The sequence below is a fragment of the Methanosarcina sp. genome (genome assembly GCF_028693135.1).
Lineage (GTDB): Archaea > Halobacteriota > Methanosarcinia > Methanosarcinales > Methanosarcinaceae > Methanosarcina.
Genome location: NZ_JAQUVZ010000010.1, coordinates 54843 through 80789, shown reverse-complemented (window position 1 = coordinate 80789; position 25947 = coordinate 54843). Strand labels below are relative to the sequence as shown.

At 43.0% G+C, this 25947-nt stretch carries 20 protein-coding genes; 8 read left to right on the top strand and 12 right to left on the bottom strand.

Annotation, left to right across the window (positions count from 1 at the left end):
- The first annotated feature begins 44 nt into the window (after positions 1-44).
- The 3 genes from PHF18_RS07015 to PHF18_RS07005 all read left to right on the top strand — a co-directional run bounded on the left by PHF18_RS07015 (position 45) and on the right by PHF18_RS07005 (position 5466).
- Entirely contained in the window at positions 45-4142 is a 4098-nt protein-coding gene (locus PHF18_RS07015; protein WP_300100289.1) for a hypothetical protein, read from the top strand.
- Positions 4139-4741, top strand: coding sequence for a sarcinarray family MAST domain-containing protein (locus PHF18_RS07010; protein WP_300100286.1), 603 nt, complete (start codon positions 4139-4141; stop codon positions 4739-4741). Before PHF18_RS07015 ends, PHF18_RS07010 begins: the two co-directional genes overlap by 4 nt.
- 122 nt (positions 4742-4863) lie before the next feature.
- Positions 4864-5466 (top strand): sarcinarray family MAST domain-containing protein, encoded by a 603-nt coding sequence (locus PHF18_RS07005; RefSeq protein WP_300100283.1) that lies wholly within the window; start codon positions 4864-4866, stop codon positions 5464-5466.
- Between the two features lie 105 nt (positions 5467-5571).
- Here the strand turns inward: PHF18_RS07005 and PHF18_RS07000 are convergent, their stop codons facing one another.
- Positions 5572-6120, bottom strand: a complete 549-nt coding sequence (locus tag PHF18_RS07000) for a rubrerythrin family protein (protein ID WP_300100280.1) — start codon at positions 6118-6120, stop codon at positions 5572-5574.
- Positions 6121-6399: 279 nt separating this feature from the next.
- Positions 6400-7104 (bottom strand): endonuclease/exonuclease/phosphatase family protein, encoded by a 705-nt coding sequence (locus tag PHF18_RS06995; RefSeq protein ID WP_300100278.1) that lies wholly within the window; start codon positions 7102-7104, stop codon positions 6400-6402.
- A 350-nt stretch (positions 7105-7454) separates the two neighbouring features.
- Here PHF18_RS06995 and PHF18_RS06990 point away from each other — a divergent pair, with 350 nt between their 5' ends.
- Positions 7455-7664, top strand: coding sequence for a hypothetical protein (locus PHF18_RS06990; protein ID WP_300100275.1), 210 nt, complete (start codon positions 7455-7457; stop codon positions 7662-7664).
- A 160-nt stretch (positions 7665-7824) separates the two neighbouring features.
- On the opposite strand, the gene PHF18_RS06985 is transcribed toward PHF18_RS06990, so the two are convergent.
- Complete coding sequence (locus tag PHF18_RS06985; protein WP_300100403.1) at positions 7825-8508, bottom strand: DUF4386 domain-containing protein; 684 nt, start codon at positions 8506-8508, stop codon at positions 7825-7827.
- Between the two features lie 524 nt (positions 8509-9032).
- Here PHF18_RS06985 and PHF18_RS06980 point away from each other — a divergent pair.
- On the top strand, positions 9033-9227 hold the full coding sequence (locus PHF18_RS06980; RefSeq protein WP_300100272.1) for a hypothetical protein: 195 nt from the start codon (positions 9033-9035) through the stop codon (positions 9225-9227).
- Between the two features lie 11 nt (positions 9228-9238).
- On the opposite strand, the gene PHF18_RS06975 is transcribed toward PHF18_RS06980, so the two are convergent.
- On the bottom strand, positions 9239-10570 hold the full coding sequence (locus PHF18_RS06975) for an MFS transporter (RefSeq protein ID WP_300100269.1): 1332 nt from the start codon (positions 10568-10570) through the stop codon (positions 9239-9241).
- Positions 10567-11436, bottom strand: coding sequence for an MmRce1 family CPBP family CAAX prenyl protease (mmrce1, locus tag PHF18_RS06970; RefSeq protein WP_300100266.1), 870 nt, complete (start codon positions 11434-11436; stop codon positions 10567-10569). The genes PHF18_RS06975 and mmrce1 overlap by 4 nt, the downstream gene beginning before the upstream one ends.
- A gap of 358 nt (positions 11437-11794) precedes the next feature.
- On the opposite strand from mmrce1, the gene PHF18_RS06965 reads away from it, so the two are divergent.
- Positions 11795-13780, top strand: coding sequence for a metallophosphoesterase (locus tag PHF18_RS06965; protein ID WP_300100263.1), 1986 nt, complete (start codon positions 11795-11797; stop codon positions 13778-13780).
- Positions 13777-17001: a DNA double-strand break repair ATPase Rad50 gene (locus tag PHF18_RS06960; protein WP_300100260.1), complete on the top strand. Its 3225-nt coding sequence runs from the start codon at positions 13777-13779 to the stop codon at positions 16999-17001. The genes PHF18_RS06965 and PHF18_RS06960 overlap by 4 nt, the downstream gene beginning before the upstream one ends.
- Positions 17002-17240: 239 nt before the next feature.
- On the opposite strand, the gene PHF18_RS06955 is transcribed toward PHF18_RS06960, so the two are convergent.
- The 7 genes from PHF18_RS06955 to PHF18_RS06925 form a co-directional block, all read right to left on the bottom strand.
- Positions 17241-18035, bottom strand: coding sequence for a C15orf41 family protein (locus tag PHF18_RS06955; RefSeq protein WP_300100257.1), 795 nt, complete (start codon positions 18033-18035; stop codon positions 17241-17243).
- A gap of 492 nt (positions 18036-18527) precedes the next feature.
- Positions 18528-19328 (bottom strand): hypothetical protein, encoded by an 801-nt coding sequence (locus tag PHF18_RS06950; protein WP_300100255.1) that lies wholly within the window; start codon positions 19326-19328, stop codon positions 18528-18530.
- A gap of 241 nt (positions 19329-19569) precedes the next feature.
- On the bottom strand, positions 19570-19926 hold the full coding sequence (locus PHF18_RS06945) for an RHS repeat-associated core domain-containing protein (protein WP_300100252.1): 357 nt from the start codon (positions 19924-19926) through the stop codon (positions 19570-19572).
- A gap of 136 nt (positions 19927-20062) precedes the next feature.
- On the bottom strand, positions 20063-20914 hold the full coding sequence (locus PHF18_RS06940; RefSeq protein WP_300100249.1) for a ribose-phosphate diphosphokinase: 852 nt from the start codon (positions 20912-20914) through the stop codon (positions 20063-20065).
- 97 nt (positions 20915-21011) lie between these two features.
- Positions 21012-21479: a cyclic pyranopterin monophosphate synthase MoaC gene (moaC, locus tag PHF18_RS06935; RefSeq protein WP_300100246.1), complete on the bottom strand. Its 468-nt coding sequence runs from the start codon at positions 21477-21479 to the stop codon at positions 21012-21014.
- A 105-nt stretch (positions 21480-21584) separates the two neighbouring features.
- On the bottom strand, positions 21585-21770 hold the full coding sequence (locus tag PHF18_RS06930) for a hypothetical protein (RefSeq protein WP_300100243.1): 186 nt from the start codon (positions 21768-21770) through the stop codon (positions 21585-21587).
- A 339-nt stretch (positions 21771-22109) separates the two neighbouring features.
- The gene (locus PHF18_RS06925) at positions 22110-23612 is read right to left on the bottom strand and encodes an NAD(P)H-hydrate dehydratase (RefSeq protein WP_300100240.1); all 1503 of its coding nucleotides are present in this window, start codon (positions 23610-23612) and stop codon (positions 22110-22112) included.
- 605 nt (positions 23613-24217) lie between these two features.
- On the opposite strand from PHF18_RS06925, the gene PHF18_RS06920 reads away from it, so the two are divergent.
- Positions 24218-25684, top strand: coding sequence for a DHH family phosphoesterase (locus PHF18_RS06920; protein ID WP_300100237.1), 1467 nt, complete (start codon positions 24218-24220; stop codon positions 25682-25684).
- The last annotated feature ends 263 nt before the right edge of the window (positions 25685-25947 follow it).

Below are 25947 nucleotides of genomic sequence, written 5' to 3'. Positions count from 1 at the left end.
ATCTTTCAATTCTTTATATTCTTTTATTTTTCGGGGTGAGGCATATGGCTGGGAAACAATCTATTAAATGTTCTAAATGTTCTTGTTTTTTTCAGGATACCCGCGCCTATATTCCATATGCCGTAATAGGAATTTTCATTGTCCTTGCTGCAACCTTCACCTCGGTCTACCTGATGAAAATGGACAGTGAGGTTGCCGAAACAATCTATACTACAGAGAAAAGCGACCCCAGGCAGACAGCTATATCCCTTGCAGCATCCGACCTTGCTCGCTGCCTTAACTATGCCGGGACTGAAGCCCTCGAATGGCAGGGAGAACACCCTGTGATCCTGCCCGAGGGTGCGCCGGTTGAAAGGTTCTCGGAAGATCATTTTATGGTGATTCCGCAAAACCAGAACCTTGAGAAAGGAGACACACTTCAAATTTCCATAAACCTGCCTTCAGACGTCTGGGGTAAAGTTGAATCACTATGGAAAAACAAAGACGTTGTCCTGGTTGTAAATGACTCTTCAGGGCAGGAAATCAAACGTGTGAACTACGGGCAGGCTACCGGTTTTCTTCAAAAAATTTCCTTTGACGAATATCTGGAAGTTCCGGAAACTGCAGAATCAGGATATGCATCCATTGAACTCTATTATGGAGACGAACTCAAAGCCTCAGACTGGTTCCGGATTGAAGCAAGTCCCATAAAGGATATTGCGGCAGAGGCTTTTAACCGGCTGATGTCTGTAAACTACCAGGGTAACAGCCACACTTTTATGGAATATGCCATTAATGTAGAACCTGACATAGAACCCGAGCAGATCAGGGTAAGGAAAGTCAACGGGACCTTGCAGCGGGAAATTTCCTCCTCTGGCAAAAACTACACAATTTACTATATCTTCGAAATCCCTCTTTTGAATTACACCCTTGTAGACCTTGAATCCGGAGAAATGCTCAACATGAGTATGAACCTCTCCACCCTTATCACCTCAAGGGAACCTTTGCTCGAAGAACTTGTCAGGGAATATGAAACCGCACTCGGGACGTCCTCAAGCCTGGACTCAACTTCCAATATAGTGCTCGGGGCAACAAATCTGAGGACTTTCATTTACGGCCCCTGGCAGCACTATGCACATGGACCTCTTAATATTTTGACCAACCCTGCCCTCGCAAGCTCGGTTAACGGAGCCACTCTCTACACTCAAAAAAAGGTTTTTGACTCGGTTGACCCCCTGGCTCTTACATACACCACTTATTACAACGGAAAAGTCCTGTATGAAGACGTCCGCGCTGCCAGCAGTGCAAAAACCAGCTCAAGCCTGCTGAACTCAACCGGTTTGAATTCTTCAGGAACCTTCTATGAAGCGGATGAGGGCGTAAACCTTACGACTACCTACGCTTCCCTTGCAGAAAACAGGTCTTTTTCCCTGGATGTTGAGGAGGGTATAGAGGAATCCCTTGCGGAAGTAAACACTTCCTATGACGAGCTTTCCGAATATTCGAAAATAACAGTCTCAGCCTCGGACTACACAGAAGGAGTCCTCGACGGCTGGGTCTTCAATGACCATGTGTGGGAAGAGGAAACCCCTGACCTTATCCATGATGTTGCAGATAGCGTTTACACAGCTCCGGTTCAGGGGCAGATTCTAAGGGACGGTCTCAACTCTCCTGACCCTCTGGCTTCAGCAATTTCAGCGGATTTTGACCGGGATTCGGTTTCATACAGTGGGCATACCGTTAGCTGGGACTCTGACTATCTTGCGTCGGGTACGCATGTGGGGTCACGTGTGCCCTCTTACTCCTGGAGTAACCCTGTTACAAACTCCTATTCGGAGACTATGGACCCTGAAATAGATCCTCCAAGAGGGAAGCTGAAAAGCTGGTATATTACGGACGCCTCTGTTAGATTGAGTTCCGTGGAAATAACCGACGTAAGAGTAGAGCCCCATTACGAGTACAGGGGTAATGACGTGCTTGTTGCCGAGTACAGGACTGACGATGGCTATCTCAGCAGTGAGGACCATATTTTTGATTGGGGCATCCGGTATGATATATATTATAACATCAGGACAACGTGGAAAATTAATTATGACTATACATACACGTATGCCTGGAAGACTATCAGCCATAATGAGGACGGCAGCACGTCCATAGAAACAACTTATGCTACATCAAGTGGCTCGGATTTGGAATTTGTAAGCAAAACAGACTCTGAATCCCTTTCCCACACTGAAACCGAATCCGAAAATTTTACGATAATTTACCACCAGCGCCCTCCCACAGGCGGTTATACGGGCATATCAACCTATACCGACCCGACAGAAAGGGAATACAGGAAAACAACCCTGTATACTGCTGGCGCAGAGAGGTTTGACCCCTGTTGTTCCGACGCCGCAGACAAATACAGGGATGCTTATGTGAATATCAGGACGCTAGAAAGCACCTTCTGGACTTACCCTGACGGGATGTATCTTGCACAGCGCGCCGTCAACTGCGATATCCCACCCTGGCTGCACAGGGTGATGGCTGATGAGGTGCTGGCAATGCTTGACGCTATTGAAAGTGATAACCCTACCTTCAGCTACTCTCTTCTTGACTCCCCTGGTCAGGACCCTACAGACCTTCAGGTAGAGACTGCCGAAAAACTAATTTTTGACCTCGAAGCAAGCCGGGAAGCCTACGTAAATAAAGAGCAGCACCTAACCCCAGCCGGAGATCTGTACGCATCCAGCGACTCCGCCCGCTACATTGCAAGAAACGAAGCCTACAACAGGTTGCTGGACGACATCGAGCAGAAGAACAAAAAACTGGATTCCGACCTTAACTCCTACATCCTCGATGCCCTTGAGGAAAAAGGCCTAAGTACCGGCGCGTTTGACAGCGTAACTTCCGGCCCAATGACCCTTTTTGATAACCCTGCAATGGATATGGCTGCCTCTGCCCTTGGGCAGGAAATGGGCATTATCTCCACAATGAAAGTCACAGGCCAGCCCGAAAGCAAATACAACTGGACCGAAAACCTGACCCTAATCGTTGACCAGAAGCCGAACTACCTCTACCACGACCCGGACTTCGACTTAAGGGGAGAATACGAACTGACAGATTCAAGGGGTAGAGCCATTTATCCTCTCGGCGTCCGGAACACCTGCGTTTTCACAACCGGCATCTCTGAAGAAATTGCAGATGCCATATCCTCAAGCGGCGAATACGTAAAAACCGAAACCGCACAGCAGATCAGCCAGAGCATTTCCACCCTGAACACAGAAGTTAACCTTATGGAGCAGAACCTCAGTGAACAGGGAATTTCCTTAGACACAGCTCACCTTAACACCGAAGTCTACAACCTGAAACTGGTGTATGCCCGGGAAATGAGGCTTCAGATAACTGAAGAGGTAGCCTCTGAAGTAAGTTCAAATCCTGTTGTTTCCGGCTGGATCGAGGAAGACCGCGTCCGTGTAGTCACAGTTAGTTCTCTTAACAGCCTCTCCGATGAAGAAATAATTGAAAAATCCACCACAGACCAGCTCGCAGCCGGACTTGCCACCGCCGTAATAACTGAAATCAGAAACTCAAATCCTTCGGTTGAACCTGATGAACTGGAAGCTACTTTGAACAGGGTCGATACGGATGTTAGAATCGGCGTTTCAAACGGAATATGCGCCGTTACAGCAAGTAAAGGTGAGGCTATTGACGTTCTTTTTGGGCAAATTGACGGTGAGCTGAAAAACATGGCAAATGAAACTGTGGATAGGTATTCTGGGGAGATCGCAGACAAGGTCACAAAAAGGCTGGACAGGACTATGGCAGCTGTTCCTTGCGGGTTGCCTGTACTGCCCCCACACTGGGTTTTTACGGTTAATGTGTGGACTTATGAGGTAATTGGAGAGTATGAAGAATTTACTGTTATTGATAATGATAATGAAGTGATTCCTAAACCTTATTTTGGACATAAGGGTCAGAAATATGTTCGAACAGATGAAGCAATCGTTCATAATGGTGAATATATTGGTGAAAATGCACCAATAATGTTTGAGTTTGACGGGTATGCAGCTACAATCGTGGGTCCTAGCCCAAAAGGTGTAGGAGATAAAGTGGGGAAAAGTACTGAAGAATCAGTTGGGTATGATTATCTTTTGTCGATATCTGGAGGAAATAAATGAAATCGAAAGTCATTATTTTTGGATTTTTTGTAATGTTTCTAATTAATACTGTTTCTGCTTCCTCTCCTTATGGTTCTATGGATGTTTACTACAACGAAAAACTATTACCTGGAGAGGAAGTTGCAAAACCTCTTTTAAATATTGGTGAACCTTTCAAGATCAAAATTGTTATGACTTTAAATCAAACGTCAAGATTATTCATTGAAGTAGATAGTATCGGGTCTGAATTCCCTTATGAAGTCATCGAGGGACCCTCTAAATTTAGTGAGAAAAAACATTTTGAATCGTTAGATCCAGGAGTATATACGTTTGAGTGGATTTTGAGGGCAAATGAAGGATGGGAAGGCTGGTCTATGCCCGTAAACTTTTGGTATCAAATACATGAGGAAGGTGAAGATGAACCTGCTGTAAAAGGAGAATTCACAGTCGCCTACTGCACCATCTCTAACGAACATTACAAAGGCGAAATTCCCACTTCTGAGGATCATCCAGTTTCAGAAACCGAGCCGTCCTCAAAATCCGCATCCACGCCAGCTTTCAGTTTAGTAACCGCCATTTCGGCACTTGTACTTGTATTCCTCAGATTCTCCCGCCAGTAAATGCTGTGATGGGAGATTTAATTTATTTTAACTCGATTAACTCAAGTTATTTTGAACAGGGTCGACACATATGTTAAAATTGGAGTTAAATGAAACTCTTGCTGACAGTTTGGTGAATTAACATGAAACTCAAAATTCTTGTGATTGGAACCATATTTATTTTGTTAACTAATATTGCTTCAGCAAGTTCTCCATACGGTTCCATCGATGTATATTACAATGACAAGATCCTTCCAGGAAAAGAGATTGCAAAGCCTGTTTTGAAAATTGGAGAACCTTTCAAGGTTAGGTTTGACTTTACTGTGCATCAAAAGTGTTATGTTTCTGTCAAACTAAGTGAACTTGGAAAAAATAACTTTGTTATAATAGATGGACCAACCTCGAAAATAGAAGAATATTATGGAAAAATTATGGAAGAGAATTCAACGGAAGTTTTTGAGTGGACAGTAAAGCCAACTGAAAATTGGGCGGGTGGAAGCATACCTATTGATTTTGTATATCAAGTAGATGAGTTAGGTGCTGGTGGGAAAACATTGGTAAATGGAGAATTCACCGTCGTTTACTGTACTATTTCTAAAGAATACTACGAAGGCAAAATCCCAACTTCTGAAAACCATCCAGTTTCAGAAACAGAACCTTCTTCCACATCCGCATCCACGCCAGCCTTTACACTCCTCAGCGCGATTTCAGTTCTTGCATTGGCTTTTGCCCTGTTCCGCAGGTGAAAATCCTGCCTGAAAACTTATTTTTGGGCTTATCCTATATATATTCTAAAAATCCGAAATTCAAAAAAGTAAACATTGAGTTAGGATAAGCTCGCCTTTTGAAAATTATCTAAAAGCTGTAAACTTCTCTTTTACTGCCCCACATACCGGACATCTATCTGGTGCTTCTCCTTCGAGAGTATATCCGCATACTTCGCAAACATGGACAGGCCCGAGTTCAACATCTTTTCCTGCATTAACCGCATCGAATGCTTTTTCAAAAAGCTGTTTATGCAGTTTTTCAGTAGCATAGGACCATTCAAAACTTCTCTGTGCGATTTTTTCTCCCTGGAATTTTGCTACTTCTATGTATACGGGATACATTTCCTCAATTTCAAATGTCTCACCGTCGATTGCAAGTTGAAGGTTTTTCAGGGTGTCACCGGGACCAAAAGCTGCCATGCTGTTTGCGACAAAGCCCCCGTTGAGGTGTTTTAAGGCTTTGTAATGGTCGCCTGCATGTACATATTCAGCATGGGAGATTGCACGGAATAAGCGGGCTACGTTGGTGAATTTTTCTTTTTCAGCCTGGTTCCCAAAGTGCAAGTATCTCATGTGTGCCTGGCTTTCCCCACCAAATGCATTGATAAGATGCTGTTCTGTCATTTTTTTCATTTAAATAACCCCTTTTCAACAAAATTCGATATTTTGTAACTTCAGGACTTACGTACTTGAAGAGTAAAATAAAGCATTAGCAAGCTTGTCACAAATTTTATATTTTAGACAGCTTGAGGTTTCATGCTATTTTTCGGTTTAACTGTGTAAGTCCGAGTTCACTTTTTATTTGAGTTTAGAGAATAAAAGTCTTTTTAATCTGTTGAAAATTTGTATTCAGTTGGCGTTGGGTGAGGATATTCATTTGTTCAAAATTGACGACTCGAAAAAGCTAATGAATTACTCGAATTCCGCCATTAAAGGCATGTGATCACTCAGCGAAATCCAATCCTCATATTTACCAATAGAAAAAGTCTTAATCCGATCTATGAAATCCGTTGATGCAAATATATAATCAATATGATAAGGGGTCTTTCTATTTTTCCTGAAGAATAAGGTTGGTTCTTTCTCATGACCAAAACTTACATTTGCAGATCTATGGTATGCGCTATGTATCTCAAGTTGTTTTAGAAAGTAAATTACATTGGTGAGTGTTCCGTAAAGAGGATAATCAGGTTTTCTATCCCATATGACGTTCCAGTTGAAGTCTCCTGCAATAATTATTGGAGATTTGAGCATATCTTTATAATAATTCAACGATTTCCAAACCTCTCCTATATACCTTCTTTTAGGATCTTCTTTATTATTCTGTGACCATATTGCGATAAGGTTTGTGCCTGTCGGATTAGTCATTTTAATCGGGAGAACATATTTATATTCTTCACAATATGATTCATGTAAAGAAATTTCGATGTCGTTGAAACTGAAAACTCCTAAGCCTTTGTTTGTATTACTCCCTATCCACAAAACATTAGAATAAAAGTCATCAGTAAATTTACCTGGATGTTCGCATTCTGGAACAATCAGTAAATCTGGATTATATGGAAGAATTTTCTCATACTTTTTCCTGAAGGCCATATTACAATTCCAGGTTACAATTCTCATTTTGACACCATTAAATGACGATATGCAACTTTATGCTTTTTCAATATGTTCATTTTTTTTAGATCTTGCGATATTTTTTGATTGCCACTATTAAAAAGTTGAGAATTTGATACTCGATTTTCCGGTTTAGATGGTTTTTTTCTTATTTCCTCGAAGTTCATAGGTTCCAGCCGCGCCGATGCGCGTGACAAGAACGACCAAAGATGCCACTCAGTTTTCCCTGGGATAATACTCTCGATTTACGACGGATCACCGAAAATTTATCTTTGAGTTTTATTCCAAATTTATGCGAATGAACCAAATTTCTAGCGTAGGGGTGTTAAATTCACTTATTCGGCTGAGACTTGTTTTTGTGGAAGAACCACGAGAGCAAGCAAAATTCCCAGTGGCTGGACCTCTGTGAGGAAATGGAGCTTGCGGAAAGGCTCGAGAAAACTCCCCGGATGGTAGAGGATACTGCTATCTACGGTATCGACAGCGTCCCTAAGTCAAAGATTCCTCTTTACGATTATTCGGGGTTTGGAGTTCCGGTGTTCCTGTCCGAAGTGTTCCGGTTTTGATATGTATATGAGGGGACAGGATCAGCAGCAAAAAAATGAAAGTGATAAAATTCTTAAAACACATTGAAAAAGTGAAATAATGAATGGTGGAGTACCAACTTCCTGATATTTGAATGTTTAAAAGTATCAATTAGTGGTACCGTAAAACTTAGGCTGTAACTTATATTTGTTCTGCCACCTCGGGTATTTTAGCTCCTTTCAATAAAAGCCACAAGGTAAATGACAATTCCCCAATAATTCCGGGTACGACAACAATCAGCATAAAGATTGTTTCATAGTCAGTGTAGTTAGGTAAAAGAAAATTTGCAAAACTATCAATCAGATAGCCTAAAGATGCAACTATCAGCAGGAAGCCAAGAATTCCCGGAATGTAATCAGACTTGAAAATTAAGTAACCAAGGATGAACAAATGAATGCCGAAAAATATCAATCCAATTAGCCATGTAGCGTTAAACGCATTGAGAAATAACATCATCTGAGCTTGCAACTGACCTGTTTCAAATACTTTCAGGTAGTTAGCACCACCTAAAAGTTGCAAAACGCTAAAAAGATTATACAAGGCTATTCCAAAAATAGTTGCATTCACCAGCCTGAACCATGCAGCAAGCAAAGAAATACTCCTGTTTACCGGTTTGAGTAAAACATAAAGTGCCCAGGCCACCACCACATCAAAAATAACCATGATAATAAAGCCCAGAATACCAAGACGAAATTGCAATTCATTAGCCATAATATTATTTACGGTTGCTGCAGCATCTTCCGGCACAATAAGGTCCTGGAGAATAAAAAAATTAGCAAAGATGCCGAGTACAAATATGATTAGATAACTAACCCCTGCGACTATTGCAGCTTTACGTAGTGATACATCAGCGATACGGTTTATCAGTTCAATCCCCCCACATTAAGTTTCACTATATCCCTTATTAATATATTTCTCGACGGTAATTTCAGTATAGCATAGAGTATAGCATAGTGGCACAAAAGTGCCAGGGTTCGAAATGTGCATTTGAGTTGTTGACCAACAGAATTAATTTTTTGTTAGATTCTTTATAAAACATGTCGCTTGATGTGGCTTTATACGAGGAAATATTAATTCCGGTCAGACCTGGTATTATATGAATAAATTAATTTATTTATTGAAATTATCAACTTTTTATAAAAATAGCTACTGTATCAATATTAAGATTTCGGTGTGAAAATCCGGGCAAATTTTTTGCAAAGCCGAAATCAATAAAAAAGCATTGTAGGTCTGTCACAGATATTTTAATCGAGACAGTTTGAAGTTTCATGCTATTATTTTTGGCAAAATATCACTTCGCCAGTGAAATATACAACTCCCTATACCGTTAAAACCAGAGACTGATATTCATGGTTCAGGAAACAAGGATACTCCACACAGCAGACACGCACCTGGGATACCGGCAGTACCACAACGAGGTACGGAGGCAGGACTTTTTTAAAGCTTTTGAGGTAGTCATTCAGGATGCGGTTGACATGCAGGTCGATGCTGTCTTATGCAGATCAGCTGATAATCACTCCCATAACCGTATTCAGTTACCCTGACAATTCTAAATTTACGTTTCAACATAATATTTGTTTTGAGATAGTTCACTACCCTGACCTTCAATATTTTCTAATTCTTTTATCTTTCTATTTTTCCAGATCAAGAGAGCAATTATAGAAATCATTAACCCGGAAATTATAAACATTAAGGCAATTCCTCTGCTTTCTCCTACTCCAATAATAGAACCAGCTGTTTCAGACAATAAACCCTCAGGTTCTAAAAGTGGATTGAATATTTTATCTGCTAAAAAACCTGCGACTGCAAAAGCTATGATGGAGCCGAGATAAGTAACCATTGAAATAATCGACCAAACACGTCCCTGCTTGCTGTTGTCGATATTCTTTCTGATTAAAACTTCGATAGAGGTATTAATAAAAGGCAGGGTGGCAAAGAATAGAAATCCTGCTAAAGTGACATAAGCTATATTTGTTGAGAATCCAAGATTGGCAAAAAATATGCCTGAAATGAATAGTGAGATCGATAAAGTTTTTACATATTTGTTTTTGTTGCCAAATACCCCGATAAACAGGCTTCCGATCAGTATACCTGATGCACAGATCGATTGAGTGATTCCTGCTGCTTTTACTGTAGTTAAATTCAGCAGCATCGGAATAATAAGAGATTGAAGCAATCCGACAAAAAAGAGCACGAACATGGTAGTAATAACCAGATTAATCACACCTCTATTTTTCGAAAATTCCTGAATACCTTCTTTAAGATCAGCCATGTTGTTTTGTACCGGTTTCGTAATTTGTGTTATGCCTAAGGTATTTCTTATCCATATAACAATGGAACTGGCAATTAAAAAAGTGGCAACATCAATTAAAAAAACAAATTTGATATCCATTATTGTGAGTATAATTCCGGCTAAAAAAGGAGAAATTAAATATTGAGCTGAACTTGCTAATTGCATCAATCCACTTGCTTTAGCATATTGATTTTCAGGGAGAAGGTCCGTAATCAGGGCCTTATAGGCTGGGTCCTGAAAAGCTGAAAATATTGAACTGATTGCAATCCCAAGGTAAATTTGCCAGAGTTCAATATTGCCTTTTAGCATCATAATAAATATGAAAAGAAGCCCAAGAGTTGATCCTAAATCCCCGAAAATCATCATTAAACGTCTATCATGACTATCTGCCAGTATACCTCCATAGGGTTTCAGTAAAAATGGTGGCAAAAAAGCACACATGAGTATAAAGACATAGCTTGAAGCTGTGCCTGTTTGTTGATATACGTATACTCCTAAGGAAAAAATAGTAAGACCACTACCTATTATTGAGATGAATTGTCCAAACCAGATAAGAAGGAATTTGGAATAGTGATCTGTAGAATTATTTGTCATTCAGTTAACTCCGGTGATCCTGTCATTCTTGGTAACTCGTCAACTCCATTAGTAAGATGTTCTTTCGAAAAAAACGTCTCTTTGTCTGATATGATAATAATGGTAGCAACGACAGTAATAACCACAGTTTCAATGCACTTTGAAAATTGGGTCATTTGCAGAGCTTCCTGTAAGAAATTGATGGAAATGTGAATGAGAATCGCTGCCAGAACACTTTTTCCGTTTTTTATGTAGATCCAGCTGATAATCACTCCCATAGGGATGATGCTGACAAAAAAATTCACCGCATACCAGATGTTTTCGTGGAAAATCACGTACTGATACATGTTATTAACGAAGATCAGCGGGAAGTGCCAGAGCGACCAGAGTATACTGAAAAAAATCGATGCCGTAAAGAAAGTGTGCCGGCTTTGCAGACTTTCAAAGCCGTATCCTCTCCATCCAAGCTCTTCAAAAATTGAAGCCAGGATAAGAGTAAGATACGCAGGGACAAATCCTGATGAAAAAGAGTAACCTTCAGCAAATTGAAATTGAGAAGTCGATCCCCCAAATGGAAGAGAAAGAAAGATAGATACCAGAACAGTGAGTGGCATTAGTAAAATAAATGCCAGTAGCACTTTTGGATTTATTAACCTGAGATTAATAAACCGGTTGATAAAATCCTTTTTTAAATCAGAATTTTTGGATGTATATATCATAAATAGTGCAACAAAAAAAGGCGTTATTAGTCCAATTAACGTTAATAACATATACAGTCCGCTATCATCATGAAAACTTAAATATGCCCCTGAAAACCAGAGAGCATAGGTTATAATATAAACCATAAGATAATAGGTTCCGGGTTTGTACCTATAGTTAGGAATCATCTTTCCTCACCTTTTAATTACCATGACTGTTTCTGATTTTTTTCTATTCGCCCCGATTTTTACAGGCAAAAGTAATAAATTTGTTCTTAATTTTTTGTATTCTGTAAACAATGTGACAAATTATAATCGTCATTTATTCTATTTATGACATATATGCTTTTTTATTTAAATATACAAGTTTTTATAAAAATGGCAGATTTAAATCACAGAGTAACCACTCCAATGCGTTAGTCGAAATGATTATGAATAATGTTCAGGCTTCGCTGGATTAACATGAGCTTTTAACCACGGATTTCTGGAAATGAGTTAAATACTAATATACAAACTCTTATACCGTTAAAACCAGAGACTGATATTCATGGTTCATGAAACAAGGATACTCCACACAGCAGACACGCACCTGGGATACCGGCAGTACCACAACGAGGTACGGAGGCAGGACTTTTTTAAAGCTTTTGAGGTAGTCATTCAGGACGCGGTTGACATGCAGGTTGATGCTGTCGTGCATGCGGGGGACCTTTTTGATTCGAGGAACCCTACCCTTGAAGACCTCCTTGAGACTATGAACCTCCTGTTCCGGTTGAAGGCTGCAAATATACCGTTTCTTGCGATTGTCGGAAATCACGAGAGCAAGCAAAATACCCAGTGGCTGGACCTCTTTGAGGAAATGGGGCTCGCGGTAAGGCTCGGGAAAACACCCCGGCTGGTGGGGGATACTGCCATCTACGGGATCGACAGCGTCCCTAAGTCAAAGATTCCTCTTTACGATTATTCAGGGTTTGAAGTTCCGGAATCCCTGCCGGAAAACTGCAGGAACCTCCTTGTAATGCACCAGACTGTTCAGCCTTTCCCGTATGCGGACTGGGACTGTGCTGAGACGCTTGAAAACCTTCCTTTTAAGGTTGATGCAATTCTCCTCGGGGACTACCACAAGTACGAAAAAATAAAGGTAGGGGAGACCGAGACCTGGGCTACATACCCGGGAAGTACCGAACGCAATAGTGCATCTGAAAGTGAGCCCCGTTCTTACAATATTATCACGCTTTCCGGAGAAGGGCTGGAAATCAGTAAGCGGAACATCCCTACCCGAAACTTCCTGTTCATTCCGGCAAAACTTGACGGGGACGAAAAGCCGTATGAACAGATTTTTTCTGCCGTAAACGAATACCTTGAAGAGCTTCCTGACTCGGTGGTGTTCCTGGACATCTCAGGAGACTCAGGTCCGGTCCTTTCCTTCAGCGAGATTGAAGAATACCTGTTGAGCAAAGGAGTGCTGGTGGCAAGGGTAAAAGACCTCAGGATAAAAGAAGCCCTCCTCGAAGAGGTTGTGAAAGTTGCATTTTCCGACCCTGACCATGCGGTTGCCGAAGAGATCCGCAGGCTGAGCTTAAACGACGGCGGGCTGATAGTCGATGAGATTATCCGGAACCCTGGCGTGTCAAGGTCAAGGGTGGACGAAGAAACCGAGAGCCGGCTTTCGGGATTGATTGAAGCACTGGATTTCAAAGATCCGAATTTCAGGATAGAGATTCCTGTCAGCCCTGTTATCCCTGCCAGGATTGGAGAAACTGGGGAATTCAAACCGACAGGTGCAGATGGGCAGGTTGAAAATCTAGAGTCCGCCGGAGGGACAGAATTTGAGGCGGAAATTGCCAAAAAATCTAAAATTCTGAGGGCTTTTGCAAGAATTGAAAGCTCTGAATCCCTAAATAATAGTTTTGAAGATCCTGATGAGAGTCCTGAATCTCCTGATAAGATCCCTGAATCTCTTGACGAAAGTCCTGAATCTCCTGATAAGATCTCTGAACCTCTTCATGCCCCCGTAATATGTGAAAGTTCTGAATCACCTGAAACTCCCGGATCATGTGAAAATGCTGAATCATCTGAAACTACCGGGTTATGTGAAAATGCCGAATCTGTAGGGGCATCTGTAGAGATTGAAATGCCCAAAAGTGCTGTTAATTTTTCGGCTGAAGAACCCTCCCCCTATGAAATTTCTCCGAAAACTTCCGGGGCTCCGATAGAAACCCCTGCAGAAATCCCTGGAGAAGGTGGAGATAGAGCTGAGCTTGATATCGGTGCCGAAAGTAAAACCGAACCCGAAGAAACAGAATCTGGAAAGCTTCCTGAATCCGGAGAAGAAGCCATTTCCGAAAAGGATGGCGAGGGCAAAACCGAAACACCTGCGGATGAAAAGCCTGCGGATGAAAAGCTGGCCCAGGTTCCGGATGAAAAGCCAGCCCAGGCTCCGGATAGAGTCGGAAAACCGGTAAAACAAAGCCATAGAAAAGGAAAAGAGAAGCCTGCTGTGCCCAAACAGTATAACCTTGGTGATTACCTGTGAAGCTGAAAAACCTGTACATTGAAAATATCCGGAGCTACAAAAAGCTGGACTTCACTTTCGAAGACGGAGTGACAGTCATTTCCGGGGTAAACGGGAGCGGGAAATCAAGCCTGCTCGAAGCCTGCTTCATGGGGCTTTTCGGGAGCAAAATCCTTTCAAAGGACTTTGTGCTTGCGGACATGATCTTCAAAGGAGCTGAGAATGCAAAAATCAACCTTGGCTTTGAACATCTTGGGCGGGACTATCTTATTGAGCAGGCTTTCAGGTACTCTTCGAAAACTGAAAATGCTTCCAGCTCAAAGTGCGTGCTCTATGCCGACGGGGAAAATATTGTCGACCAGGCGACCCGCACCTATGAAGAGGTCTGTGCCCTCCTGAATATGGATGAAGAGGCATACAGGAACTGCGCGTATATCCGGCAGGGGGAAATTGACGTGCTCATCAATGCGAGGCCAAGGGACAGGCAGCGCATGATTGACGACCTGCTGCAGCTCGGAAAGCTTGAGGAGTACCGCGAAAGGGCAGGCTATGCGAAAACGGCTGTTCGAAGGCTTGAGAGGGATGCAAAAAACAGCTTTTCCGGCGTGAAAGCCGAAATAGAAGGGCTTGAAAGCACGGAACCCGTTGCAGCCCTTAACAGGCTCAGGCAAAAAGTGAAAGAAACTGACGCTGCCTTAAACGATCTTAATGACAAAAAAGAGTTTGCAGCTGCCCGTAAAGGAGAACTCGACCTCAAGATTGCAGACTACAGGGAACGCCTGCAGGAAATTGAGGCTTTGAAACAGGCTATCCATAAGTCTCAGGAGGATAAGGCTGGCTGTTTTAAGGAAAAGGAAACTTTTTCCGGGGAAGTGCGGGGACAGAGGCGCGTTTTGCTCGAACTCGGGGAAGAAAATGCCGGTTTGAGAGAAGAATACGGTTTTGGAGCCCTTGAAATTGAAGCTCTGCTTCTGGGCAAGGAAAAAGAAGAGTCCTCTGCCAGGGAAAAGGTAAATGTCGCATCAAAAGAACTTGCCCTTCTCCTGAAAGAAGAAGAAACCGGCGTGCAGGCATTAAGCGAGCTTGAAAAAGAGAAAGTCGAGGCTGAGCGCACCCTGATTGAGTGCAGGGCAAGTATCGGGGCTGCAAATAAGGAAATTGAAGGGCACAGAGTAAATATAAGGAAGCTCGAAGAGGAATACAAAGGGCTGAGAGAAAAAGCAGGCTTTAAAGCAGGTTCTGGGGCTGCTGATGAAATAATTTTATTCATAAAGGGACTTGAAGAAAAAGAAAGCCTTCTCAGAGACCGGAAAAATGAGGTTTCGACAAATCTTGGCTTTGCCTTTAAGGAAAAAGAAACCGGCAATCTGAACTTACTCGAGCTTGAAAAGGAGCTGCAAAACAGTAGGGCTGCAGTCCAAAAGGGAAGTGCGGAAATTGAGGTTCTTGAAGAGGAAATCAGGAATAACTCAAAAGCAGTACTGGAGATCCAGGAGCAGAAATCCGAAGTTTTTGAGGGGCTGAAGGGGCTCGGCTTTATCGGAGACCAGCTAGAAAACCTGGAAGATTTCAGCGAGCTTCTGCTGGAAAACAAAAACAGGCTTCATGGGCGGGAAAAAGAGCTTGAGGCTACTTTAAGGGAACTTGAAAACAGCCTCCGTAAAAACCGGGAACTGCTTGCCGAAGGGAAGTGTCCTACCTGCGGGCAGGAACTTAAAGGATCAGAAATCGCATGTACAACAGAAGAATGCGAACAGAAAAAAGAAAAACTCGCCTCGGAACTTACGGAGATAAAGCTCCAGAACGCTGAACTTGAGAAAAAACTCAACCGGCTCAAGGATGCAAAGAAGCTGGAGAAGCGAATCTCTGATTGTGACATTGAAATTGAAAAGCTCCTGGAGAAGGCAAAAGCCTCCGGGAAACTGATAGAGACCCACAGAGCCCGGATAGATGATGACTCCCTGAAGCTTGAGAGCCTTGCTAAGCGAAAACAGGAACTTGAAGCCTCAATGAGTCAGCTCCTTCCTTATATTAAAGCCCTGCAAGATCAGGAAGTGGAAGCTCAAAAAGTGCACAATGAAGGTGAAAAGGCTCTCCGTGAGGCAAAAGCCTTTGATAGAAAGCTTGCCGAAAACACCTCTGAAATAGAAGCCCTGAACGGAAAAATCCGTACATCTCTTGCGCTGATTGAAAATTACGGGCAGAGGCTTGGAGAGCTCAATGAAAAATTAAAGGCATTTACAGGAAAGGAAGCCCTGTCAAAAGAAAAACTCAAAGCTCTTGAACTTGCCCTCGAGGCTATGCGGAAAAAGGAAGATGAGGTAAAAAGAGCCCATTCCGAAAGTGAACAGCTTCTCGGGCAGGCAAAAAAGCTCCAGGCTAACCTGCTCCGCATGGAAAATCTCAAACATAAAATCTCCGAGCTTGAGACTGCCATTAGAAATCTGGCAGAAAAGGTGGGGTTCTTTGACCGTGAGATCCTTGAACGCAGTGAGAGGATAAGGCAGCTGAAAGAGAAACTGGAAGGAAAAGAGCTTGAAGAACTCCAGCAGAAGCGCGCTCAGTTTGAACAGGCGCAGGTAAATATTACAGAGAAAATCCGGGAAACAACTGCCGAAAAAGATGTCCTTCTTAAAGAAATAGGCATGACTGAAAACAGCTTAAAACGTCTCAGGGAACTCAAAGAAGAACTGAAGGCTCTTGAAAACAGGCGGCTGTACCTTGAAGCCGTATACAGCAATGCCGAAGAGCTTGAAAACACCTATCTGCGCGTCCGGGCCGATATGCGGGCAAGGAACATAGGTGCCCTTTCCGTCCTCTTAAATGAGATGTTTAGCTTCATGTACACAAACAATGCTTACTCCCATATCGAGCTTGACCCCGAGTACAATCTGACTGTCTACAGAAAAGACGGCACCCCCCTCGAGCCCAAACTCCTCAGCGGAGGCGAGCGTGCCATCTTCAATCTTGTCCTGCGCTGTGCCATTTACAGGCTCCTTGCGCTTGGTTTTGCCGGAGACAGGGCAGAAGGGCTTCCCCCTATGATCCTTGATGAACCCACAGTTTTCCTGGACCGCGGGCACATCCAGCAGCTTTTGAAACTCATAGACATGATGCGTAGCATCGGAGTCGGCCAGATCATAGTGGTTTCCCATGACGAGTCCCTTATCGATTCGGCGGACCATGTCTTCCAGGTAGAAAAAGACCCCCTCACCAACATGTCCTCAATTACAAGGCTTTGAAAATTCCTTCCTGCAGGAAAACGGAAAAAAGGTAAAAAAGAAAAAACCTGAGAAAGAGAAATCAGAAAGTAATTTGAAAATGAGTGTTTTCGTGCAGTATTGTATAATCTGTCCCAAAATATAGTCCTCTTGAGCGTAGCGAAAAGGACCGCGTACTCCCGAGGCGCAATTCGGGCGAGGCGCAATTCGGTCGAGGCGCAATTCGGGCGAGGCGCAATTAGGGTGGTGCAAATCTGCCTTTACCAGTACACAAGGTAGTTGAACAGTTCGTCAGTCTGCTCTTTATATTCCTCAAAAAAGCTGTGGTCCTTTACAAGGTAACCTTCGCCTTCGGACGGAAGGTCTTTCAGGTAACCATACCAGTAGACAACCATGCCTTCTCCGAAAATATTGGCATACTCCCCGAACTGTTTCTTTGCGTAATGTTTATGCTCTAATTCATCCCCGAAGAGGGCTTTGCTTTCAATCCACCTGACCATATGGTTCTCTATGCAGATAGGGTCCGAAAGGACAAAATCAGGGGTCTTGCCGTCTCCATGAGCTCTGATTTCAGCTTCGGTGCAGTAGGAAATATTCCTGTCGTCAAGCCATCTTTGGATTATTCCCTCTCCCATTTCGCCTTTTTTGCACTGCATCTCATGGGCGCGGGGAGAAAAGAAATAGTCTGCATCAAGGGCTTTTCCAATCTCTTTTCTCAGGCGGCGGTTTTCAATACAGTCGAGGTGTTTGAAGAGCCAGTTTATGCTTTTTCGGGATAGGTCACAGTTCTTGAGGATCAGGGAAGCCATGAGGGTCGGAGGGAAAAAGGTATACTCTGCAAGCTCAAGAATAGACCTTCCCTTCTCCCACCTCAAAAAGAGTTCCTTTTCTCTGGAATATATCCTCCTGTGCTTGAACCTTGTCATTTTCACTATTTTCTGGTTAAGAATGGTAGCAAGCATGCCTGCAGGTCTGGAATATTCCTCTGAGAGGCGGAAAACGTCTCCAAAGTTATTCAGTGAACTGTATATCTTCTGGTATGTCTGGCGGTCCATCCTCAATCATCATATTCCTGTTTTTGTTTTTAATATAGAAAATAAATCGAATAACATGACTTGTTTTTAACATAGGAATTAAAATCAAATAACATGAACGAAAAATCTCAGAAGGCATAAAGCCCGGAATCAAGCCGCAATCCCGGGAAGATATTCATCAGACAGGTTCTGCAGGCCTGCTTGGAAACTCAGGAAATGAAGAAAACATTTTCTCCCTTTTTAGGGCTCTAAACGTTTTTTCCGAAACTTCGGCCTGCGGCTCTATTTTCAAATTAATTAGAATAATTCCGAGTAATGATAAGTTGACTCTAAGTCAATTCTAAGTTAACTTAATTAGTTCGTTAACTCTACTTTAATTAGTTCGGTTAACCCTGGTTAACCCTGGTTAGCTCTGTTAACCCTAAGTTTATCCGGAGTTACCTTATAATTCTACTCTTATAAGTTAATTTTGAGTAAGTCCAGGTTATCTCTTTCCTCAACAGAGGAATTATTTTAACTCCAGAACTCATCTTCGTAATTATCGGGAAGGTCTATTTCCATCACTTCATCAAGTTTTTTACGTTTATCCATTTTTTCCCTTTTTTCAGTTGCTTTTCCTGGTTTTTCTTCCCTGCCGGAAGGATATATATTTTTCTTTTCTGCTTCATCACAGGCTGCAAAGATTGTTGTATGCTTATCTCTGGAGATTACTTTCTCCGGGGTTTTTGGTTTTTCCGGAGCCTTTGGCTGTGCCTTTGCATATATAATCGGGTTTTCTTTGACTTCTTCTACAGGATCTTTTTTCAGCCTGGACTCCAGTCTAAGGGAAGCTTTTTCAGCCTCGTTGGAAGCCTGTCTTCCTTGCAGCCTTTTCTCGGGACCTTTTTCATGACTTTCTTCATGACATTTTTCATGACTTTCTTCATGACATTTTTCCGTTTTTGCAGCCACGGGTGCTTCACGGCATCCGAAGAAATATTTCTGGGCGTTTTTTTCCGTATTCTGAGAAGGCTTTTCTTCCCTTCTCTCAACAGGTCTTTCAGGAGGGAGTTCTACTGGCCTGGTAGGAGCCCAATCTCCTTTATCCGAGGAGTTTTTCATTCTGGGTAGGGGCTGCCTCCCTAACTTACGGAATGTGTCTTCAGCGTAGGTATCTTTTTTACGGTCATCCATGCCGGACCTGACTTTACTTGTTGCATTGTAGCCTATAAGGCAGGTCGGCTCTCTTGTTCTCCATTCCAGGCAGAATAGGTGGCATTCCAGCCCTTTACATGTCTGGGTTTCATCAAGCGGACAAACTTCTGGAAGGGTCATAATACTAAGAATACGCAGAACATAAAAAATAGTTAACGGTAATAAAATTGGAGTAAATGATTGGAACCCTTGAAATGGCTCAAGGCTCATACTTCAAAACCTCTCACTTTTACTACGCTTGATTAAAGCCTATATTCCGCAAAGTGGGTAGATTTTTTGAACTGAATATATGGCTGCACTCTCTGGCGTATCTGCACTTTGAAGGGAGAGGCAGGCTTGAAGTTTGTGATCTGATCTCTGATCATGTCAGGATCAATGCAGCATCAATGGCAGTCTCAACATAATGCCTTCTCGGATCAGTATACTTGACCGGATTATTCAAAGTATAAGAATACTTGTTCAATGCCTGCGGGTTATACGGATCAGGAAGCATCGTATCCGGCTGGACAAAAACCCTGTACTCAGGCGAATAATACCTTGCACCGTAGTACATCAGCACGGTATCGGCATCATTTTCCTGCCCTGTAAACCCGTATTTCTCCAGACCGCCTGACCGAACCTGGCCGTATGGGAAATAATCGGTTCGTTCAAACTCAATCCCGGTTTCGTCCACCATCAGGGAAGTGCTGCCTATGTGGTCGGAGAGGTACCACTCCATGCTTTCGGATGTTTGTTTGGCTACGCGTTCGTCATCGCGGAAGAAGTAGCTGGTGGATGTGCCTTGCTGGTAAAAAAAGAGAATTTAAGTAATTTGAATTATTTTTAAAGGACTTCAACAGACCTTTAAAACCGAATTAGAGCCCGGAAAGGGCTTCTGCAATAAGAGGGGCAACACTCAACCTGCTTTCGGCTTTCTCGAGGGTGTCGGTTGCGATTATATCTTTCACTCCTGCATTGAAAAGCCTTAGAGTTGCATTTCTTGTAAGGACAGGGTGCACGCAGGCAAGGTGGACATCAATTGCTCCCTGTGCTTTAAGCATTCGAATTGACTCAGCCATTGTTCCCCCGGTTGCAATCATGTCATCTACAAGGACAACGTGCCTGCCGGTTACATCAAGGTTTTTTGTCTTGATCACAACGGTATCTCCGCTGAGCCTTGTTTTCTGAAGGTGGTCATGGTCAAAACCATGTCCTGAAGACACATTCTTTACAAGCCCCTGAGCTCCTTCGTCTGGGGCAATCAGCATGGGATTTTCGAGGTCAAAATCTGCGATGTATGTGCCCAGCAGGTTTGCCGCATCAAGATTTCTGGCGGGGCAGGGGAAGTATTCAAGTACACTTTTTTCATGAATGTTTACTGTAAAAACCCGGTCCGCGTTAATGCAGCGGGCAATAGCGCGGGAACTTATGGGTTCGCCTGGCTTGAACTTCTTGTCCTGCCTGGCATAACCCATGTAGGGGATCACAACATTGATTTCAGCTGCTCCTTCACAGGCATCAATAAGCTGAAGTAGAGCAACAAGATCGGAATCTGTGGGCGTGCTCTGGATAATGGTCACTTTTTCGTTTTCGATTTCGTCTGCGATTCTAAGGTAATGTTCCCCGTCAGGGAAACAATTAAACTCGCAGAGTACAGGCTCTGTCCCTAGAGCCCTTGCCGTGCGGCTGGCAAGTAATTGTGATGCTGGTCCACCTATGATCTTCAAGATACATACCTCAGTTTGCCGTCTTGATATATCCCATCCTTTAAAAAGCTTATTTTAAATTGCCCCTTCTTTTTTCGGGCTTTTACTTATTGAACCTTCATCCTTTGAGCTTTTCAAGCACTCTGATCTTCCGTATCAGGGTATGCGGGTAATTTCCGCTCTCATCCTTTTCGGCAGATTTTACCATATCCCAGACATTAAGCAGCGCAACCGAAACTCCCGTCAGAGCTTCCATTTCAACTCCGGTTTTCCCGACAGTCCGGACCTCCACAATTGCAGAAACCGCCTCTTCCCCTACCTCAAAATCCACATCTATCCCTGTTATCGGGATCTGGTGGCACATAGGGATTGTATCAGGGGTCTTTTTTACAGCAAGCACGGCTGCAACCCTTGCAGTTGCAAACACATTTCCTTTCTCAACGGTCCCTGTCCTTATTTTCTCCAGGGTTTCTGCGGAAAGTACGATTTCTCCTGCAGCCCTTGCCAGCCTGGGTACAGGCTTTTTTTCGCTTATATCGACCATTCGCGCCCTGCCGGCTTCAATATGAGTAAATGACTTTTCCACTAAATCACCGCGTTTTTCGTATTTATCTAGAATTCCATATCTCTTTTAATTTTTTTGTAATTTTTAATCTTTTTACCCGCAATCCCCAGTTTCTTAAGTTTCTGTTCAGTCAATCCGGATTTGTTTTCGCTGCGAGTAATCCTGTATCGCCTGTTCCAGTTTTCCTGCAAGTTCCTCGGCTTCTTCAAGGTTAAACTTTATAACTTCCTCATCTTCCCCGTGAAAAATCGTAAGCCTTATTCTTGTCCTTTCGATTTCTACATCTATTTTTCTCTCAAAATCATGTGTCATACTCTGTTACCCCCTTCCCTGCATACAGTTTTATATTATTTATAATACAGGACTACCATTGTAATAGTCCAGATTCTCAGGTATTGCTTGAATTTTTTGGATATTATCTAATTAATTAGAGGTTATTATTTGAATATTGTTTGAGTATAATCTGATCTTTTTTGAGTGTTATTTGACATTGTTTAATATTGTTTGGATATTCTCGATATTGTTTGATATTGTTTGATATTGTTTAATATGGTTTGAGTATCGTTTCATCTGAATATTGTTTCTGCATCATTTTGCCTTTTTAGAGCTGTTTTTATGACTTTTAGAGCCGTTTTTATAGCTATAACTCTTTTACCCGATTTCCGCCTCTTTGATTACTTCAGGAATCTTTTCAATCACGTCAGTTGCAAGCAGGGCATTTCCCGCCTTCTCGAACGCCAGGTCTCCGGCTGTCCCATTAATGTAAGCTGCACAGGCTGCGGCAAGAAACGCAGGGTTTCTGGAAAAAAGAGATCCGGTTAAACCTGCCAGGACATCTCCAGTGCCTCCTACAGTCATACCAGGGTTTCCAGTCCTGTTCAGAAGGGTCTGTTTCCCGTCAGAAATTATGTCGATCTTTCCTTTCAGGAGTGTTACTACGCCCTTTTCCTCTGAAAATTCCCTTACAGCTTTTTCACGGGTTTCAGGGGCATCGGGGGTCTCTACATCCCTCAGGCGGGCAAATTCTCTTGCATGAGGGGTTACTATTATTTCACAGTTTCCTGCAAGGGTTTCAAAGAGAGTGCCTGACAGGGCTGAAAGGGCGTCGGCATCAAGGACCGCTTTCCTGCAGAAGGGCAGGATCTTTCTGACAGCTTCAAGGGTCTCTGCTGCTCTCCCAAGCCCCATCCCCATTACAACCACATCATGGGAATTGATGAGGTCAGGGAGGATGGACAGGTCTTCGGGGCAGAGTACGCTTGAGGAAAGCTTCCGGACAATGAGGTCAGGAGAGTAAGAGGCTACAATCCCGGCTACGGATTCAGGCACTGCCGCAGTTACCAGGTCTGCCCCTGCCCTGAGGGCAGCAAGTGCTGCAAGTGCTGGAGCCCCGGAGTAAGGGCCGCCTCCTATGATAAGGACCCTTCCGGCATTTCCTTTGTGCGCTCCAGGCTTCCTCTTCTGAAGCATCTGCAGGTCGCCGGGTCCCACATATTGTTCAGCATCCGTGCAGACTCCTATTTCTGCAACCTTTATCGCGCCGGTGTGCTCTTTTGCCTGCTCCCCCAGGAGCCCTGCTTTCATGCGGTGGAAGGTTACCGTAAGGTCTGCATATACGGCTTTTTCAAAACCTCCCCCCTCAGGGTCAAGGCCGGACGGGATATCTACGGCAATTACGGCTTTTCCGGCTTTTCTTTCGCTGTTTATAATGTCAATTGCAGTTGATTCTGGTTCTTTTATGTTTCCCTTAATGCCTGTGCCGAAGATGGCATCCACCAGCATGTCGGCTTCCGAAAACCACCCAGAGGCTGCAAGCTGGCTTGAATCTCTGATTTCAAGGGTTTGCACTCTGCTGAACCTTAACAGGGAGAAATTGTTAAACGCTTCTTCAGTCCCTATATCCCGATCTTTTCCAAGCAGAATAACCCTTACATTGTATCCGGGAATACCTGCAAGATGCCTGGCAGCAACAAAAGCATCGCCTCCGTTATTGCCTCTACCTGCCACAAACAGTACCTTTCCGCTACCAAGCTTTTCCTTTATACTCTGTGCAATAGCCGCGCCCGCATTTTCCATTAATTGAAGCGGGAACAGGCCCAGATATGAACAGTTGGTATCGATAGCCTTCATCCGTAAAGAACTGATATATTTCATGCTGATTGCCTGAATGTCTTTTTATTTATTGCCTTTATAAATCTTCAGCAGGAAACCCGTTAAATCTTCAGATTTAGCGGGTAGTTGATACTGAGGAAAACTCATCTAATGTCATCAACTATATACGCTATATTCAAATATAACATGTATACAGGCAGAATTCAGGTTAAACCTTAAGAATCCGGTTTATGCCGTAATAAACAGGTTTATACAGGAATTAAGGCCAGTTTGTTGCCTGGACTGTTAATTCCGTAATAAACCACTTCATAAATAGTGACAAATGTAAAGTAAGAGGAGTTAATAACTAAAGTTAGCATATTTGAAGATCACAGGTTAATATTCAGCACTTAAATTCTAAAAACGAAGATAATTCTGCAAATTAAAATTAAAATTAAAATTAAAATTAAAATTATTTCGTAAATCGGATTCAGTATTGAAATAATCTTAAATATTCTTATGTCTAACAATGTAATGTTTTTATCTTATTCCTTTATTGAGATTCAAATAGAGAGTAAAGTAAAAAATTGTAAGCAGGCAGGAATCTGATTAAATGTTTGCTTTCCTTTGCACGTGTCTGGACTTACATGAGAGCAGGAGGATGACTTTTGTCGAATTCTTCAAAAGATGCGGATAGCAACCTTAAGAGCACAGTTAAACCCAGGTACCTTATTCTGGGCAGCGGTAGTATTGGTTTTGCGCTTGCAAAAGAGCTCAGGGAAAGCAATAAGCTTGTAATCATTGTAGATAATGATGAAGCCAAGGTTGAAACTCTCAGAGAAGAAGGCTTTGAAACTATTCTTGGAGATATCTCTGACCCCGAGCTCATTAATAATATTGACCTTAAAAATGTCGTTGCAATACTCTTCCTGAGTTCCAACAATGAGGCCAACAGGAAAGGAATTGAAAACTTTAAGAAAATAGTAAACCCGGATATCCAGATATTTTCCCGTGCCTCGGACATCATCAATAAAGAAAAGATGGAAGGGCTGGGTTCTGATTACGTTTTTATGCCCTCCAAGCTTGTTGCCAGCTCCCTTTCTCGTTCCCTTGAGAGAGCTGAGTCAGTTCACAGGGGCAACAGGCTTGCCAGATGGCTGAAAGGGATCAGGGATAAAAAACTTGCTATCGTTATCCACGACAACCCTGATCCTGATGCGATATCCAGTGGGCTTGCTTTAAAGGAAATCGCAAAAAGCCTTGGAGTTGAAGCAAATATCCTCTACCATGGAAAGATAGGGCATCAGGAAAACAAGGCTTTCGTAAATCTTCTCGGGATTGACCTCGGCAAGATGGAAGAGCATGACCTGAAAAACTTTGATGAAATTGCCCTGATAGACTGCTCAATCGCCGGCGTTAACAATATGGTCCCTCTTAGCTCCTATGTAGGCATTGTTATAGACCATCACCCCCCAGGAGAAACCGAGATCAAAGCTGATTACATAGATATCCGGCCCAACTTCGGAGCAACAGCTACTATCATGACAAAGTACCTGCAGCAGCTCAATATCAATATCTCGAAGACCCTGGCAACGGCTTTACTCTATGGGATCAGGACTGACACACAGGACTTCAAGCGGAAAACCGACCCTGCAGACCTCTCGGCTGCTTCTTACCTCTATCCGCTTTCGAATCATGGGATCCTGGACCAGCTCGAGCAGCCTTCAATGGCTATTGAAACCCTCGAAGTGCTTGGGGAAGCCATCCGAAACCGTCAGGTACTCGGGAGTTACCTTCTCTCAAATGTCGGGAACATTCGCGATAGGGATACTCTTCCTCAGGCTGCGGATTACCTCCTTAGCCTTGAAGGAATCTCCACAACTGTTGTCTTCGGGGTCACTGAGGAACGCATCTTTATCTCGGGGCGCAGCAACGATATAAGGGTCAACCTGGGAGAGATTATGCGCCAGGCCTTCGGAGAAGACGCAGGAGGGCATGCAAATGCAGCAGGTGCCCAGATCCCCCTCGGAGTTTTCAGTTCCACAAAAGACAGGCAGACACTCTTAAGGCTCGTTAACGAAGCAGTCGTCAAGAGATTCCTGAGTGCCGTCGGAGTTGAAAGTACAGGAGAGTGAACTCCCTCTCCCTAAAATCTTTGCCTAAAGGCTCAGATTTTTGAAGACGGGGTCTTCCCACCTGCAGAGACAAACTTCGGGAGAAAAGCAGACGTTTTCAGTAGAAAAATCATCATTTAACTTTCTAAGAGAGAAAAGAAGGAGGGATTTTCTCTTTCCCTCTATTTTTTCAGATCTTTTTTTTATTCCTCTTTTTTCACTTCTAACGCTTATTTTTTCATTTCTAACACTTATTTTTTCACTTTTAACACTTATTACTTATT

Excerpts from the sequence above, each read along its gene's own strand:
- PHF18_RS06925 (WP_300100240.1), bottom strand. The coding sequence starts at position 23,612 with ATGAAATATATCAGTTCTTTACGGATGAAGGCTATCGATACCAACTGT.
- PHF18_RS06945 (WP_300100252.1), bottom strand. The coding sequence starts at position 19,926 with ATGGAGTGGTACCTCTCCGACCACATAGGCAGCACTTCCCTGATGGTG.
- PHF18_RS06965 (WP_300100263.1), top strand. The coding sequence starts at position 11,795 with ATGGTTCATGAAACAAGGATACTCCACACAGCAGACACGCACCTGGGA.
- PHF18_RS06930 (WP_300100243.1), bottom strand. The coding sequence starts at position 21,770 with ATGACACATGATTTTGAGAGAAAAATAGATGTAGAAATCGAAAGGACA.
- mmrce1 (WP_300100266.1), bottom strand. The coding sequence starts at position 11,436 with ATGATTCCTAACTATAGGTACAAACCCGGAACCTATTATCTTATGGTT.
- PHF18_RS07000 (WP_300100280.1), bottom strand. The coding sequence starts at position 6,120 with ATGAAAAAAATGACAGAACAGCATCTTATCAATGCATTTGGTGGGGAA.
- PHF18_RS07015 (WP_300100289.1), top strand. The coding sequence starts at position 45 with ATGGCTGGGAAACAATCTATTAAATGTTCTAAATGTTCTTGTTTTTTT.
- PHF18_RS06950 (WP_300100255.1), bottom strand. The coding sequence starts at position 19,328 with ATGACCCTTCCAGAAGTTTGTCCGCTTGATGAAACCCAGACATGTAAA.
- PHF18_RS06975 (WP_300100269.1), bottom strand. The coding sequence starts at position 10,570 with ATGACAAATAATTCTACAGATCACTATTCCAAATTCCTTCTTATCTGG.
- PHF18_RS06995 (WP_300100278.1), bottom strand. The coding sequence starts at position 7,104 with ATGAGAATTGTAACCTGGAATTGTAATATGGCCTTCAGGAAAAAGTAT.
- PHF18_RS06955 (WP_300100257.1), bottom strand. The coding sequence starts at position 18,035 with ATGGACCGCCAGACATACCAGAAGATATACAGTTCACTGAATAACTTT.
- PHF18_RS07005 (WP_300100283.1), top strand. The coding sequence starts at position 4,864 with ATGAAACTCAAAATTCTTGTGATTGGAACCATATTTATTTTGTTAACT.
- PHF18_RS07010 (WP_300100286.1), top strand. The coding sequence starts at position 4,139 with ATGAAATCGAAAGTCATTATTTTTGGATTTTTTGTAATGTTTCTAATT.
- PHF18_RS06980 (WP_300100272.1), top strand. The coding sequence starts at position 9,033 with ATGGTTCAGGAAACAAGGATACTCCACACAGCAGACACGCACCTGGGA.